The organism is Streptomyces sp. H27-C3 (assembly GCF_030063415.1).
In the GTDB taxonomy this organism is placed as follows: domain Bacteria; phylum Actinomycetota; class Actinomycetes; order Streptomycetales; family Streptomycetaceae; genus Streptomyces.
Map to the genome: position 1 here is coordinate 235079 of NZ_JASITA010000004.1, position 14378 is coordinate 249456.

The 14378-nt window shown below is 71.8% G+C and carries 9 protein-coding genes; 8 read left to right on the forward strand and 1 reads right to left on the reverse strand.

Features of this window, described 5'->3' with window-relative positions; all coding sequences use genetic code 11:
* The first annotated feature begins 36 nt into the window (after nt 1-36).
* From QMK30_RS05955 to QMK30_RS05975, 5 genes are all read left to right on the forward strand, one after another.
* The gene (locus tag QMK30_RS05955; protein ID WP_283516077.1) at nt 37-3981 is read left to right on the forward strand and encodes an FtsK/SpoIIIE domain-containing protein; all 3945 of its coding nucleotides are present in this window, start codon (nt 37-39) and stop codon (nt 3979-3981) included.
* 166 nt (nt 3982-4147) lie between these two features.
* Nucleotides 4148-5530, forward strand: coding sequence for an ABC transporter substrate-binding protein (locus QMK30_RS05960; RefSeq protein ID WP_283516078.1), 1383 nt, complete (start codon nt 4148-4150; stop codon nt 5528-5530).
* A 4-nt stretch (nt 5531-5534) separates the two neighbouring features.
* Nucleotides 5535-6890, forward strand: a complete 1356-nt coding sequence (locus QMK30_RS05965; protein WP_502963072.1) for a carbohydrate ABC transporter permease — start codon at nt 5535-5537, stop codon at nt 6888-6890.
* Entirely contained in the window at nt 6887-7771 is an 885-nt protein-coding gene (locus tag QMK30_RS05970) for a carbohydrate ABC transporter permease (RefSeq protein ID WP_283516079.1), read from the forward strand. The genes QMK30_RS05965 and QMK30_RS05970 overlap by 4 nt, the downstream gene beginning before the upstream one ends.
* Nucleotides 7772-7957: 186 nt before the next feature.
* On the forward strand, nt 7958-10537 hold the full coding sequence (locus QMK30_RS05975) for a bifunctional glycosyltransferase/CDP-glycerol:glycerophosphate glycerophosphotransferase (RefSeq protein ID WP_283516080.1): 2580 nt from the start codon (nt 7958-7960) through the stop codon (nt 10535-10537).
* 112 nt (nt 10538-10649) lie between these two features.
* On the opposite strand, the gene QMK30_RS05980 is transcribed toward QMK30_RS05975, so the two are convergent.
* A complete protein-coding gene (locus QMK30_RS05980) occupies nt 10650-11240 on the reverse strand; it encodes a TetR/AcrR family transcriptional regulator (protein WP_283516081.1) in 591 nt (196 codons plus the stop codon).
* Nucleotides 11241-11500: 260 nt separating this feature from the next.
* Between QMK30_RS05980 and QMK30_RS05985 the strand changes: the two genes are divergently transcribed.
* From QMK30_RS05985 to QMK30_RS05995, 3 genes are read left to right on the forward strand one after another with little or no spacing between them, the layout of a single operon-like run.
* Nucleotides 11501-12376 (forward strand): ABC transporter permease, encoded by an 876-nt coding sequence (locus tag QMK30_RS05985; RefSeq protein ID WP_283516082.1) that lies wholly within the window; start codon nt 11501-11503, stop codon nt 12374-12376.
* Nucleotides 12363-13100 carry an ABC transporter ATP-binding protein gene (locus QMK30_RS05990; protein WP_283516083.1) on the forward strand — a complete coding sequence of 246 codons (738 nt, stop codon included), beginning with the start codon at nt 12363-12365 and terminating at the stop codon, nt 13098-13100. Before QMK30_RS05985 ends, QMK30_RS05990 begins: the two co-directional genes overlap by 14 nt.
* Nucleotides 13101-13126: 26 nt before the next feature.
* On the forward strand, nt 13127-14368 hold the full coding sequence (locus QMK30_RS05995; RefSeq protein ID WP_283516084.1) for a glycosyltransferase 87 family protein: 1242 nt from the start codon (nt 13127-13129) through the stop codon (nt 14366-14368).
* Nucleotides 14369-14378 lie beyond the last annotated feature (10 nt).

Consider the following 14378-nt stretch of genomic DNA (forward strand, 5'->3'; position numbering starts at 1 on the left):
GCCGGGCACTTCGCGCAGAAGGGACCGCTGACGGCGATGCAGATCCGGCTGACCGTTCTCGCGCCGCGCAGCGGCCAGGGCGCACACGGCACGCAGGCCCAGGGCCTGCAGGCCGCAGCGCCGGCCGCGCGCGCCTGTGACGTGCTGGTCACCGCCCCCGCGGGGACGGCGCTGGCCGCCGTGGCCTCGGGCCTGGCGGCGGCCGTCTCGGGTCCGGGCTCCGGCCCGGAGACCACGGGCGCGGTGGTGGTCTACGCGGGGCGCGAGCGGCTCGACGCGCGGCACTGCGCGCTGGGTGAGCCACCGCTGGTCGACGGGGCGGTGCTGTCGCTGCACGCGCCGGCGCCGGAGGGCGACACCCGGCCCGACGCGGCACCGGCACCGGCACCGGCCCAGTTGCACGTCGTGGCGGGCCCCGACGCCGGAGGCGTCCATCTGCTGCACGGCGGCCGGATCAGCATCGGCCGCTCCACCGACGCGGACGTCCCGCTGGACGACCCGGACGTGTCACGGCTGCACTGCGCGGTGACGCTGACGGAGGACGGCCGCGTCTCGGTCGCTGACCTCGGCTCCACCAACGGCACGGCCCTGGACGGCACGGCGGTCGACGAACGCCCGGTGCGGCTGGCGCCCGGCGCGCTGCTACGGGTCGGCGAGTCCGCGCTGCGGCTGGCCCCCGGCGACCTGCCCCCCTCGCTCCCGGTGGCCCCGGACGGCGAGGGCCACCTGCGCGTCACCCGCGCGCCCGACGGGCCCACCCGGAGCACCCGGGGCGGCCCGGTGCCGGGCGCGCACGGCGCCCCGACGCCCACGGACCGGGGCTCCCTGGCCGTCGGCCGGACCGGCACCGAGGCCGCGGACAGCGGCCCTGCCGCCGGCCGCCGGGTCTCGGGCCGTCTCGCAGGGACCCCGCCCGTCGTTCGGTCCACCGGGCCGTACGACACATCCGGAGCGGCGGGCGCCACGGCCCAGGACTCCTGGAGCGGACCGGCCCATGAAGCGCCGGGCGCCGCCCCGTACAGATCCCGGTCCGGAGCGGCTTCCGAGGCCGGCGATGAGCGTTCCCGGTCCGCCGAGGAGCGGTTCGGCGGCGCCGTCCGCGGGCCGTACGAAAGCGAGCCAGGCCCGGCTGCGCCCGGCCGTCCGGGCGACCGTTCCGTGTCCCGGCCGCCCGCGGGCCGGCCCGGATCCGGAGCCGCGCCCACGGTGCCCGGTCAGTACGTCCCCGAGGACGGGCCGACAGCCGCAGGGCGCCGGGGCGCCGGACCGTACGACGACCGCTACGACGACCGGGCGGGTGCGGCGCCCGGGGCGCCCGGTGGTGCTCCTCATGACGCACGAAATGACGTACGCAGCGGTACGGAGTCCTTCTCGGGACAGGGCGGCACCAGGTATTCGGATCCGGGCCCCGCGAGCGAGACCGGTGGCCGAGCGGCATCAGGGCGCACAGCGGGGTCCACGCCGGAGCCCGCGGACGACCGCGAAGAACGCGCCCCCGAGGCGTACTACAGCCCGGCGGACCCGGCAGCCACAGCGCCGGGCCGCATCCGATGTGGGGGCGACGGCGGCACCGGCGACGACGTCTACGGCGGGCGCGGCTCCGGCTCGGGCCACGGCTCCGCAGGCCGGCCGGGTTCCGGCGACGGGACCCATGGCGGGCGACGCGGGGTCTTCGGCGAGGAGCAGGCCCGCAGGCGCGGGGGCATAGGAGCCTGGGCCCGGCGTCTGACCGGCGGGCGCGGGGAGACGGTGCCCGAGTACGCACCGGCCGAGTCGACCCCCGTCGGGATGCCGCCCGTCGGCGCCCCCGAGGACGTACCACCGGCCGCATCCGCCGCCCCGGAGACCTGGCCCGACCCGGCGTCCCTGCTGCTCACCGCCCTCGGCCCCGGCCCCCGGCTGTGGGAGCGCGGCCCCGGGCACCCCGAGACGCTGGTGCTCCGGCTGGGCACCGCCGACCGCGCCGGGCCCGAAGGCGGCCGCCCGTTGCCCGCCGTGCCGGTGACCGTGGGGCTGCGGGAGGTGGGCTCGCTGGGGCTCGCCGGACCTCGCTCCCGGCTGGCCGGGCTCGCCAGGTCCGCCGTCGCGCAGCTCGCCGCCCTGCACTCCCCCGTCGACCTGGAGATCGTGCTGATCAGCGCGGACCGCTCCAGGTCACTGGAGGAACGCAAGGCCGAGTGGGGCTGGCTCGGCTGGCTGCCGCATCTGCGGCCCGCCCACGGCCAGGACTGTCGGCTGCTGCTGGCCTACGACCGGGACCAGGCCGCGGCCCGTGTCGCCGAGCTGGTGCGGCGGACCGACGAGGAACCGCTGGGCGGGGACGGGCCGTACACCGTGGTGATCGTCGACGGCGACCCCGGTTCCACCGGGCTGCGCGAGGCCACCGCCCGGCTGGCCGCGACCGGCGCCGCGAGCGGCATCCACCTTCTGACCCTGGCCGAGACCGCCGCGGCCTCCCCCGTCTCACCGGTCGCCGCGACCTACGAGGCGGCCTGCGCCGCAGCTCCCGCGTTCCGCGAGTGCGGGGCGGTCGCCCTGCTCAGCGGCGACGTGGCCACCGCGCTGCGGCTGCTGCGCACCGCCGGCGGGCAGCCCGTGGGGCACGGCACGCTCGCCACGCTGGACGCGGTGTCCGCGGCCTGGGCGGAGCGCTTCGCCCGGTCGATGGCCCCGCTGCGTACGGACGGTCCGCCGCCGGGCCGCTCGAGCCGGGCCGCCGTGCTGCCGCCGTCCGCCCGGCTGCTCGACGAGCTGGGCCTGGCCCGCGCCACCCCCGCGTCCCTGATGGCCCGCTGGGCCGCCGCAGCGGACGACGGGCAGGCGCCGGGCGCCACCCGCGCGTGGGCGGTCCTGGGTGCGGGTCCGCGCGGGCCGCTGTGCGTCGACCTGACCACCGAGGGACCGCATCTGCTGATCGAGGGCCCAGCGGGCAGCGGGCGCACCGAGCTGCTGCGTTCCGTCGCAGCCTCGCTGGCCGCCGCCGCCCGGCCCGACCGGCTCGGTCTCGTCCTGGTGGACGGGGCGGGCGGTGAGCGCGGCGAGGGCCTGCGGGTCTGCACCGAGCTGCCGCACGTCTCCACGCACCTGGTGGCCTCCGACCCGCTGCGCATGCGGGAGTTCGCGCAGGCGTTGGGCGCCGAGCTGAAGCGGCGCCACGAGCTCCTCGGCGGCCTCGGCTTCGCCGAGTGGCACACGCATCGCGAGGTGTCGGGCAGGCTCGTCGGCCAGCGCCCGCCCAGCTCCGCCGAGCAGCACAGCGGCGATCTCGACCCGCCCTCCAGCGGCGGGACGCTGCGCCTGCGGACCACCACGTCCCTGGCGCAGCAGGCCCGCCAGGACACCGCGCACTCACCGCTCCCCCGCCTCGTCGTACTGGTCGACGACCTCGACGCGCTGGTCGCCCCCGCCCTCGGCAGTACGGGCCGCCCGTCGGCCGGTTCCGTCGTGCGGGCACTGGAGGCGGTGGCCCGGGAGGGCGGGCGGCTCGGGGTGCATCTGGTGGCCACCTCCGCCAGGCCGGACCGCACGGCCGACACGGAGCTGGCCCGGGGCGCGCGACTGCGCGTGGTGCTCGACGCCCCGCCGGCCGCCCCCTCCCCCGAGGAACCGGCGCCGGGCCGGGGCAGGCTGCACCACGCGGACGGTCCCGTGACGGTGTTCCAGGGCGGCCGGGTCACCGGGCGCATCCCCCGTACGGCGACCCTGCGGCCCACCGTCGTCCCCCTGGAGTGGGAGCGCATGGGCGATCCGCCGACCCGGCGCCCGGTCCGCGAGCTGGGCAACGGGCCGACGGACCTGGCCCTGCTCGCCAGCGCCCTGGACCGCGCGGCCCGCACCGTCAACGCGGCGCCGCTCGCACCACTCTCCCCGCTGAAAACCTCAGGAGTCTCAGGGACCTCAGGTACCGCAACGTCCTCCGGCGCCCCAGGGGCCCCGGCGACAGACATGCGAAAACGCGCACAAAGCCCCGGCGACAGCTGATCCAACGTCACGAGGCCATTACGATCATCGAGTTGACACGGAAGGCACTATTGCGGGCCCCGACCACCGGGCGTAGGACTGACCCACGGGACAGCTACACCGGCATCGGCGCCGCCACCGTCAGAGCTGCGCCGGTCCGTACGCGCACGGCAGAGACGGGGCAGAAATGCGCACAACTCTTCGTACACACAGGGACCGAAGGGCTCGAAGGGCCGCACTGGCGGTGATCGCCGCGAGTGCGCTCGCCCTCTCCGGGTGCAGCGACGGGGACGGCGGCAACGGGGACAAGAGGGACGGCGCGGACGCCGGCAAAACACCGGCGTCCAGCGTCACGCTCCCCAAGCTCAACGGCGAGAAGGTCCAGGTCGTAGCGGTCTGGACAGGCCCCGAGCAGGAGAACTTCACCAAGGTCCTCAAGGAGTTCGAAAAGCGCACCGGAGCGACGGTCAGTTACGTCCCCACCCAGGACGCGATGCTCAACTACCTCGGTACGAAGATCTCCGGCGGCCAGCCCCCGGACGTGGCGCTGCTCCAGCAGCCGGGCGCCCTCCAGCAGGCCGTCGAGCGCAAGTGGCTCAAGCCCGTCGACGCCCCGACCCAGGCGCAGCTCGACAAGAACTACACCAAGGGCTGGAAGGACATCGCCGCCGTCGACGGCAAGCAGTACGGCGTGTACTACAAGGCCGCCAACAAGTCCCTGATCTGGTACAACACGGCTGCCTTCGAGAACGCGGGCGCGGCCGAGCCGAAGACCTGGAAGGAATTCCTGACCGCCGCCGAGACGATCTCCGCCTCCGGTGTCCCGCCGGTCTCGATCGGCGGCGCGGACGGCTGGACGCTGACCGACTGGTTCGAGAACATCTACCTCTCCCAGGCGGGTCCGGAGAAGTACGACCAGCTGGCACAGCACAAGATCAAGTGGACCGACCCGTCCGTCAAGGACGCGCTCACCACACTCGGCCAGCTCTTCGGCAAGAAGGAGCTCATCGCGGGCGGCCAGGAGGGCGCTCTCGGCACCGAGTTCCCGGCGTCCGTCACCCAGACGTTCACCGGCGGTGACCAGCCCAAGGGCGCCATGGTCTTCGAGGGCGACTTCGTCGCGGTCAACATCGCGCAGACCGAGGCGAAGCTCGGTACGGACGCGAAGGTGTTCCCCTTCCCGGCGGTCGGCAGCGAGGCCCCGGTGGTCACCGGCGGCGACGTGGCCGTGGCCCTGAAGGACTCCAAGGGCGCCAAGGCGCTGATGACCTTCCTGGCCTCGGAGGACGCCGCGAAGATCGCGACCGGGTCCGGCGGCTTCGTATCGCCCAACAAGTCGCTGGACCTGGCGGCGTACCCCAACGACGTGATGCGCGACATCGCCAAGGCCCTGGTCGACGCGGGCGACTCGTTCCGCTTCGACATGTCGGACCAGGCCCCGCAGTCGTTCGGCGGCACACCCGGAAAGGGTGAGTGGAAGGCTCTTCAGGACTTCTTGAAGAACCCGAAGGACATCGCGGGAACCCAGCAGCAGCTGGAGACCGACGCGGCCAAGGCCTACAAGAGCTGACGCGGTGACGTCAGCGACCGCGGGGGGCGCCGCGAAAGTGACGCCGCCCCCCGCCGACAACGGCAAACGCAAGAGCCTGACCGGCACACGCAAATCAATGGCGGTCGGCTTTCTGCTGCCCGCCCTGGTGCTGCTCGGCGCGCTCGTGGTCTACCCGATCGGGTACTCGATCTACCGGAGCTTCTTCGACAAGTCGGGCGACAGCTTCGCCGCCTTCGACAACTACGTGGAGATCTTCCGGGACGACACCATCCTGACGGCCGTCAAGAACAACATGATCTGGGTGGTCCTCGCCCCGACCATCTCGACCGCACTCGGCCTGATCTTCGCCGTCCTCACCGAGCGCATCCGCTGGGGAACGGCCTTCAAGCTGCTGCTCTTCATGCCGATGGCCATCTCGATGCTCGCCGCGGGCATCATCTTCCGGCTGGTGTACGAGCAGGACCCCGAGCGCGGGGTCGCCAACGCCGTCGCGGTCACCGCCCATGACGCCTTCGCCGAATCGGCCGGCTACCCCAAGGCGCGCCCGCTGCCGGTCCATCCGCTCAAGGCGGGCGGCGGCGGGACCTTGGTCACCAAACAGACCGTGAGCGCGGGCGAGCAGGTCAACCTGCCGCTGGTGGGTGTCGCACCCGCCAAGATGCCCGGCGACGCGAAGATCGCCGCACCCGCCGAGGTCTCCCAGGACCGGGTGAGCGGCACGGCCTGGCTGGACTTCACCCGGGGCGGCGGCGGCAAGCCCAACACCATCGACGCCAAGGAGTTGGGCCTCAAGGGCCTCAAGATCGAGGCGGTCAAGGACGGCAAGGTCGTCGAATCGACCCAGGCCGCCGCCGACGGCACGTTCACCCTCTCGTCGAAGGCGGACGGCGCCGAACTGCGCCTGCCCGAATCGAACTTCCACGAGCCGTTCAACGGAGTCGACTGGCTCGGCCCGAATCTGGTGACACCGGCCATCATCGGCAGCTACGTCTGGATGTGGGCCGGCTTCGCGATGGTGCTGATCGCTGCCGGGCTCGCCGGTCTGCCACGTGAACTGCTCGAAGCCGCCCGGGTCGACGGCGCCAATGAGTGGCAGGTCTTCCGCCGCATCACCGTTCCCCTGCTCGCCCCCGTGCTCGCGGTGGTGCTGGTCACCCTGATGATCAATGTGCTGAAGATCTTCGACCTGGTCTTCATCATCGCGCCGGGCTCGTCCCAGGACGACGCGAACGTGCTGGCGCTCCAGCTCTACCGCTCGTCGTTCGGCACCGATGCCGACCTCGGCGTGGGCAGCGCGATCGCCGTACTCCTGCTGCTCCTGGTGATCCCGGTGATGCTCTTCAACGTCCGTCGTTTGCGGAAGGAGGCACGCCGATGACCACCACGGGTGGCCAAAGTGTGAAGGCGAAGCAGCCCCTCCCGGCACGGATCGCGGCCCGGGCCGGCGGCGGTGTGATGCGGATCTTCCTCATCCTGGTCGCGGTGTTCTGGCTGATGCCGACGGTCGGTCTGCTGCTCTCCTCACTGCGCACCTCCACCGACATCGCCTCGAGCGGCTGGTGGAAAGTCTTCACCTCCCCCTCGGAGGTGACCTTCGACAACTACTCCAACCTTCTCAAGAACGAAGCCATCACCGACTCCCTGCTCAGTACGATCATGATCACCGTCCCGTCGACCGTGCTGGTCGTCGTGATCGGCGCACTGGCCGGGTACGCCTTCGCGTGGATGGACTTCCCGGGCCGTGACTGGTGGTTCCTGGTCGTCGTCGGTCTGCTGGTGGTTCCGGTGCAGGTCGCCCTGATCCCAGTGTCCAAGCTCTTCGGCTCGGTGGGTCTCTTCGAGACCACGGCGGGCGTGGTGCTGTTCCACGTCGCGTTCGGGCTGCCCTTCGCGATCTTCCTGCTGCGGAACTTCTTCGCGGAGATCCCCAAGGAGCTCCTGGAGGCGGCGCGGCTCGACGGAGCGGGCGAGATCCGGCTGTTCACCCGTGTCGTGATGCCGCTGGGCGGTCCTGCCATCGCCTCGCTCGGCATCTTCCAGTTCCTGTGGGTCTGGAACGACATGCTGATCGCCCTGATCTTCGCCGACTCGGCCAATCCGCCGATCACGGTCGAACTTCAGCGCCAAGTGAGGCAGTTCGGCAACAACATCGACATCCTGGCGCCCGGCGCCTTCATCTCGATGGTCATCCCGCTCATCGTGTTCTTCGCGTTCCAGAAGCAGTTCGTGTCCGGCGTGATGGCAGGCGCGGTCAAATAGCGCCTGCCAAGGGTTGTTCGGTTGCCCTTTCGGCCACTCCGTGGACAGCGTTGACCTGGCGGCCCGGTTCTCTTGAAACCGGGCCGCCATGCCGCGCTCTTCCCCCGTATGCCACGTCCGGCGTAACCACTTCACTCCTTCGGCCGTTCCTGGGTCAGATGCCCACGTCGACCCCCTGGATGTGCCGTGCCCCGGTTCAGCGTCATCGTGCCTGCGTTCAAGGTCCAGGCTTATCTGGAGGAGTGCCTCGATTCGGTGCTGATCCAGAGCTACGACGATCTCGAACTGATCGTGGTGGACGACTGCTCGCCGGGCTCCAGTGGCGCGGTCATCGACGCGCACGCGGCGCGCGACGCGCGGGTCGCGGCCGTGCGTCTGACGCGGAACACCGGACCGGGCCCCGCCCGCAACGCCGGGGCCACCCGGGCGACCGGCGACTATCTGATCTTCCTCGACGGCGCCGACACCCTGGTTCCCGGCGCGCTCCAGGCCATCACCGACCGCCTCAAGGAGACGGACGGCCCCGACCTCCTGGTCTACGACCACGCCCGTACGCACTGGTCGGGCGAGGCCTTACGCGACCAACACGCCGCGCAGCTCTCCGAGGAGGGCCCGGCCGCCTTCGAACTCGCCGACCGTCCGGGCCTGCTGAATCTCCCTGCGGTGGTGTGGAACAAGGCGTACAGCCGTGAGTTCGTGGAACGCGAGGGCTTCGCCTTCGCACCCGGCCGCTACGAGGACGTCCCCTGGACCTACCCGGCGCTGCTGGCCGCCGACTCGATCGCCGTCCTGGACCGGGTGTGTGTACACCACCGCCAGCGCCGCCGGAGCGGCATCATCACGGTTAGCACACGCAGTGCGGGCGGTGGGAGCAGCTTCGGCACGGGAAGTGCGGGCAGTTCGGGCAGCGCGGGCAGCTTCACCACCGGCAGTGCGAGCAGTTCGGCCAGCTTCACCGCCGGCAGCACGCACAGCGCTGGCGACTTCACCTCGGGCAGCACGGGAGGTGCGGGCCGCGTCGCCAGCACGGGAGGCGCGGGCAGCGTCGGCCGCACTACCGACGCCGACAGCGCAGCCCACGTCGATGACACAGCCCGTGCCGACAGCACAGCCCGCACCGGTGGCACGGCCCGCACCGGCAGCCTCAGCGGTACAGCCACCGGCCGCGAGCACTTCGACGTCTTCGGCCAGTACGACCGAGTCTTCGCCTTCATCGACGCCCGCCCCGAACTGAGCCACTGGCGCCCGCTGGTCTTCCGGCGGATGGCCGACCACTTCACCCTGCTGGTCACCGCCCGGGGGCAGCTGCCGCGCGGCAGCCACGGCGAGTTCTTCCAACTGGCCCGCGCCCACTACCGCCGCCACCGCGCCCCAGGCACCGCCCCGCGCCCGAGCGCCCGGCTGCGACACGCGACGGTCCGACTGGGCAGCCACCGCCTGCACCGCGCGCTGCGGGCCGCCCTGCGACTGCGCTCCTCCCTCCGCCGCCGGTCCGCGGCATTCCGGCGCACCGTCCGCGCCGCCGTCCTCCAGCTGCACTATCGCGTCCAGCTGCGCCTGCCCCTGCGGCCCGATCGGGCGGTCTTCACCGCCTACGCGCACGCCGGTTACGTCTGCAACCCCGCCGCGATCGAGGAGCAGGTACGCGAACTCGCCCCACACATCCACACCTCCTGGATCGCCACCCCCGAGCACCACCACACCGTCCCCACCGGAACCCGCACGATCCGGCCGGACACTTTCGCCCACTGGACGGCCCTGGCCCGCGCCAAGTACCTGGTGAACAACGTCGGCTTCGACCCGCGCCTGACCAAGCGCCCCGGCCAGATCGTCCTCCAGACCCAGCACGGCACCCCGCTCAAGTCGATGGGCCTCGATCTCCAGGACCACCCGGCGGCCGCCCGCACCACCGACTTCACCCGCCTTCTCAACGACGTCGACAAGTGGGACTACTGCCTCTCCGCCAATCGCCACTCCTCCCTGATCTGGGAGCGGGCGTACCCCTCGGGCTACACCACGCTCGAATACGGCCTTCCCCGCAACGACGTCTTCCAGCGCGCCACCGCCACCGACGTCGCCCGCCTGCGCTCCACACTCCGCATCCCCGAGGGCTTCACCGCCCTGCTGTACGCCCCGACCCACCGCGACTACCGCCGCGACCAGCTCCCGCTCCTCGACCTCGACCGGATCTCCCGCGCGCTGGGCCCCCGGGTCGTCATCCTCAATCGCGCCCTCTACTCCTCCAACGTGCCGTTCTCCCGCCCGCGTTCCGCACGATCGGGTGAATCCCCACGGATCATCGATGTCAGCGAGCACCCCTCGGTAAAGACGCTCTGTCTGGCTGCCGACGCCCTGATCACGGACTACTCGTCACTGATGTTCGACTACGCCAACCTCGACCGCCCGATCGTCGTGCACACCGACGACTGGGACGCGTACGAGGCTGCTCGCGGCACCTACTTCGACCTGCGCGAGTTCCCGCCGGGCGCGATCGCCCGCACCGAGGAGGAGCTGATCGACATCTTCTCCAGCGGGCACTGGCGCGGCTCCCGCTCCGCCCAGTTGCGGGCCGCCTTCCGGGCGCGTTTCTGCGCGTACGACGACGGCCTGGCGGCCGAGCGCGTCGTCCGCCACGTGTTCCTCGGCGAGACGACCGCGCTGCCGTCCGTCGTGCCCCTGGAGGACCGCAGGCCGGTTCCGGCGGCGGGCCCCCGGCACGAGCGCGGGCGCGACCTCTCCGGCCTCCTGCCGGCCGGAGGCCGCTGAGGTCTGATGTCGCTGAGGGGCGGAGCCGCAGAGACGGGACGCCGCTGAGGTCGCCGGAGGCCGAGCCCACCCGCCGCCCGGGCTCGGGGCGCCCGGAGCCGGCCGAAGCTGATCAGGCCTTGAGAGCCGCGACGGCGGATGCCGCGAGGTTGTCCAGATAGCCGGCGGGCAGCTCGGTGCGCACGACCACCAGCCGCCAGTACAGCGGGCCGATCATGAGGTCGAGCGCACGGTCGACGTCGGCGCCCACGGGCAGTTCCCCGCGCTCGACGGCATCCCGCACGACCCCGGCCGCCAGGCCCCGTCGGCCGTCGAGCAGCGCCGTCCTGATCGCGTCGGCGATCTCTGGATTGCGCGCGGCCTCGACGAGCAGGTCCGGGATCACCTGCGAGGCGACCGGGTGCCGCAGCGCGTGCGAGGCGACCTCGATGAGGGCGCGCACATCCCCGTACAGCGAACCGGTGGCGGGGGCGGGCACCCCCTGGGACGCGACGGCGGAGACCAGGTCCAGGACGAGCTCCAGCTTGGACTTCCAACGACGGTAGACGGCCGTCTTGCCGACACCGGCCCTGCGGGCGATCCCCTCGATCGACATCCGGGCGAAGCCGACGGCGGCCAGCTCGTCGAAGACGGCGGCACGGATCGCATCGGTCACGTCCTCCCTGAGCACTGCGGCTCCGGCGGGCGCACGGCGTGAGGTCATGCGAGGAAGCATAGCGTTTTTACGCAACGACGAGACGGTTGCGTTCCGACGTTGACGCCATCTACTCTCGGCGTCACGACGATACGGGCCCGTCCCGTCGTCAGTGCAGACCCGGCCCCCCGTCGAAAGCCGCAGATGTGAGCCTGCCGACCGCCCAGCCCGCACCGCCCACGACCCCGCCCCCGACCCCGACCCCGACCGGACAACTCACACCAACCACCCCGACCACACCATCCGCACTACCCACCCCAGCACCACCGGTGAACCTGGCGGAACTGGCCGCTCGCCATGGCCTGACGGTGAGCGGCGCGCGCCCCTCGCTGCCCGAGTACACCCGCCGCCTGTGGGGCCGGCGGCACTTCGTCGTGGCGTTCGCCACTGCCCGGCTGACCGCGCAGTACAGCCAGGCCAAGCTGGGCCAGATCTGGCAGATCATGACCCCGCTGCTCAACGCGACGGTCTACTACTTCATCTTCGGCGTCCTGCTGCACACCAAAGACGGCGTCGCAGATTTCGTCCCGTTCCTGGTCACGGGCGTCTTCGTGTGGACGTTCACCAGCAGTTCGGTCATGGCGGGCACCCGCTCCCTCACCTCGAACCTCGGCCTGGTGCGGGCCCTGCACTTCCCGCGCGCCGCGCTGCCCGTCTCTTACGCCCTCCAACAGCTTCAGCAGCTGCTCTTCTCCATGGCCGTGCTGTCGGTGATCCTGGTCTGCTTCGGGCAGGTCCCGCGCGCGTCCTGGCTGCTCGCACTCCCGGCGCTGCTGCTGCAGTCGGTGTTCAACACGGGGCTGGCGATGGTCATGGCCAGGCTGGCGTCCGCCACCCCGGACATCGCCCAGCTGATGCCGTTCGTCCTGCGCACCTGGATGTACGTGTCGGGCGTCATGTGGAGCATCGGCCATGTCCTGCACAACAACCACCTGCCGCACCTGCCGCACCTGGCGCTCGTCGCGCTGGAGTGCAATCCGGCGGCCGTCTACATCGACCTGATGCGCTTCGCCCTCATCGACAGCTTCACCGTCACCCAACTGCCCCCGCACGTCTGGCTCGTGGCCACGGGCTGGGCGCTCCTCGCGGGCGTGGGCGGCTTCATCTACTTTTGGCAGGCAGAGGAGATGTATGGCCGTGGCTGACCACACCGCACAAGACCCCGTCCCCACCGTCGTCGCCGACGACGTGCACATCGCCTACAAGGTCCGCGGCGGTCGCTCAGGCGTACGCGAAGTGCACGCCGTCCGGGGCGTCACCTTCGTCGCGCACCGGGGCGAGGCCATCGGACTCATCGGGTCCAACGGGTCCGGGAAATCGACCCTCCTGAAGGCGGTCGCCGGCCTGCTTCCGCCCGCACAGGGCCACGTCTACACCCAGGGCCAGCCCTCACTGCTCGGCGTCAACGCCGCCTTGATGAACGACCTGACGGGCGAGCGCAACATCATCCTCGGCGGCCTCGCGATGGGCATGACCCGTCGGCAGATCCGTGAACGCTGCGCAGGGATCGTCGACTTCTCCGGCATCAACGACCGCGACCAGGACTCCATCACCCTGCCCATGCGTACGTACTCATCGGGCATGGCAGCCCGGCTCCGGTTCTCGATCGCCGCCGCCAGGAGCCACGACGTACTGCTGATCGACGAGGCGCTGGCCACAGGCGACGCGAAGTTCCAGCGTCGCAGCCGGGCCAGGATCGCCGAGCTGCGCGAGCAGGCGGGCACCGTCTTCCTGGTCAGCCACAACAACAGGACCATCACCGAGACCTGTGACCGGGCGATCTGGCTGGAGGCAGGGGTCGTACGGACCGACGGGCCCGCGGAAGACGTCGTAGCCGCCTATGAGGCACATACAAAGCGTAGCAAATAGACCAAAGAGGGCTAAAGTCCCTCTGGATGACGACCCAGCAGATCGGGGCTCTCGACCCGACCCCCACCCCCGGCTCGCACGCCCCCACGCCCCGCGCACGCCGCTCTTCGCGCGCCCTCGGCGCAGTCTGGCTCACCACCCGGCTCGCCCTGCTCGTCCTGCTCTCCGGCGCCGTCGTCGAGCTCGGCGACATCAGCGGGGAGGTCCACGGGATCTACTTCCGCTGGTACGAGCAACTGGCCCGTGGCGACTTCCCGCTCGACGATGCCATGTGGCAGTACCCGCCCGCCGCGGGCCTGGTGATCCTCGCGCCCGCCGCACTGCCGTGGCTGACCTACTTCCAGGCCTTCGTGGTCCTCACCCTCCTCGCCGACGCCCTCGTCACCATCGCGCTCGCACGGGCGGGCGCGGGGCGCGGACGGAGTTCCGGGGGCGCGTGGATGTGGGTGTGCGCCCTGCCGCTGCTCCTGCATCTGCCCCTGGTCCGGTACGACGTCCTGGTCACCACCCTCGCCGTACTGGCCCTCCTCGCGATGCGCACCCGGCCGCGCGTCGGCGGCGCGCTGGCCGCCCTGGGCGCACTGGTGAAGGTCTGGCCGGCGCTCACGCTGCTCGGCACTCCGCGCGGTCGCGGCACTCGCGACGCCTGGCTGTCCGCCGTCGTGGCCGCGCTGGCGCTGCTCGCCTTCCTGTCCCTCTCCTTCTCGCACACCCTCGACTTTCTGCGTCAGCAGGGCAGCAGGGGCGTGCAGATCGAGTCGCTGGGCGGCACCGCGCTGTCGCTCGCGCGGCTGACCGGCTGGCCGGGGACGGTCACCTTCCGGTACGGGGCGATGGAGTTCACCGGGCCGTACGTGTCGACCGTCGCGCATCTGTCACTGCTCTGCACGGCCGCCGCCTTCTGCTGGCTGCTGGTGTGGCGGTTCAGAGCGCGGCGCTGGACAGCCGCCACGCCCTTCGACGCGGCCTTGTGCGCCGTGCTGCTGTTCACCGTCACCAGCCGGGTGATCAGCCCGCAGTACCTGATCTGGCTGCTGGGCCTGGCCGCGGTCTGCCTCACCTCGCGCGCCACCTCGCAACGCCCGGTCGCCGCCCTGCTGCTGCCCGCCGCCGCGATCAGCTCGCTCGTCTATCCGGTGCTGTACGAGGAAGTGGTGACGGGCACGCCGCTGGGCTGCGCACTCATGGTCGTACGCAACGGACTGCTGCTCGGCGCGGCCGTCCTGTCCTGCCACCGGCTCTGGTCCACAACTGCGACACGGCAGTGAAGGGGGCGCC

What these genes read in the sequence shown, in the direction of transcription:
- QMK30_RS05955 (WP_283516077.1), top strand. Translation starts at nt 37, where the DNA reads ATGCAGATCCGGCTGACCGTTCTCGCGCCGCGCAGCGGCCAGGGCGCA.
- QMK30_RS05960 (WP_283516078.1), top strand. Translation starts at nt 4,148, where the DNA reads ATGCGCACAACTCTTCGTACACACAGGGACCGAAGGGCTCGAAGGGCC.
- QMK30_RS05970 (WP_283516079.1), top strand. Translation starts at nt 6,887, where the DNA reads ATGACCACCACGGGTGGCCAAAGTGTGAAGGCGAAGCAGCCCCTCCCG.
- QMK30_RS05980 (WP_283516081.1), bottom strand. Translation starts at nt 11,240, where the DNA reads ATGACCTCACGCCGTGCGCCCGCCGGAGCCGCAGTGCTCAGGGAGGAC.
- QMK30_RS05990 (WP_283516083.1), top strand. Translation starts at nt 12,363, where the DNA reads ATGGCCGTGGCTGACCACACCGCACAAGACCCCGTCCCCACCGTCGTC.
- QMK30_RS05995 (WP_283516084.1), top strand. Translation starts at nt 13,127, where the DNA reads ATGACGACCCAGCAGATCGGGGCTCTCGACCCGACCCCCACCCCCGGC.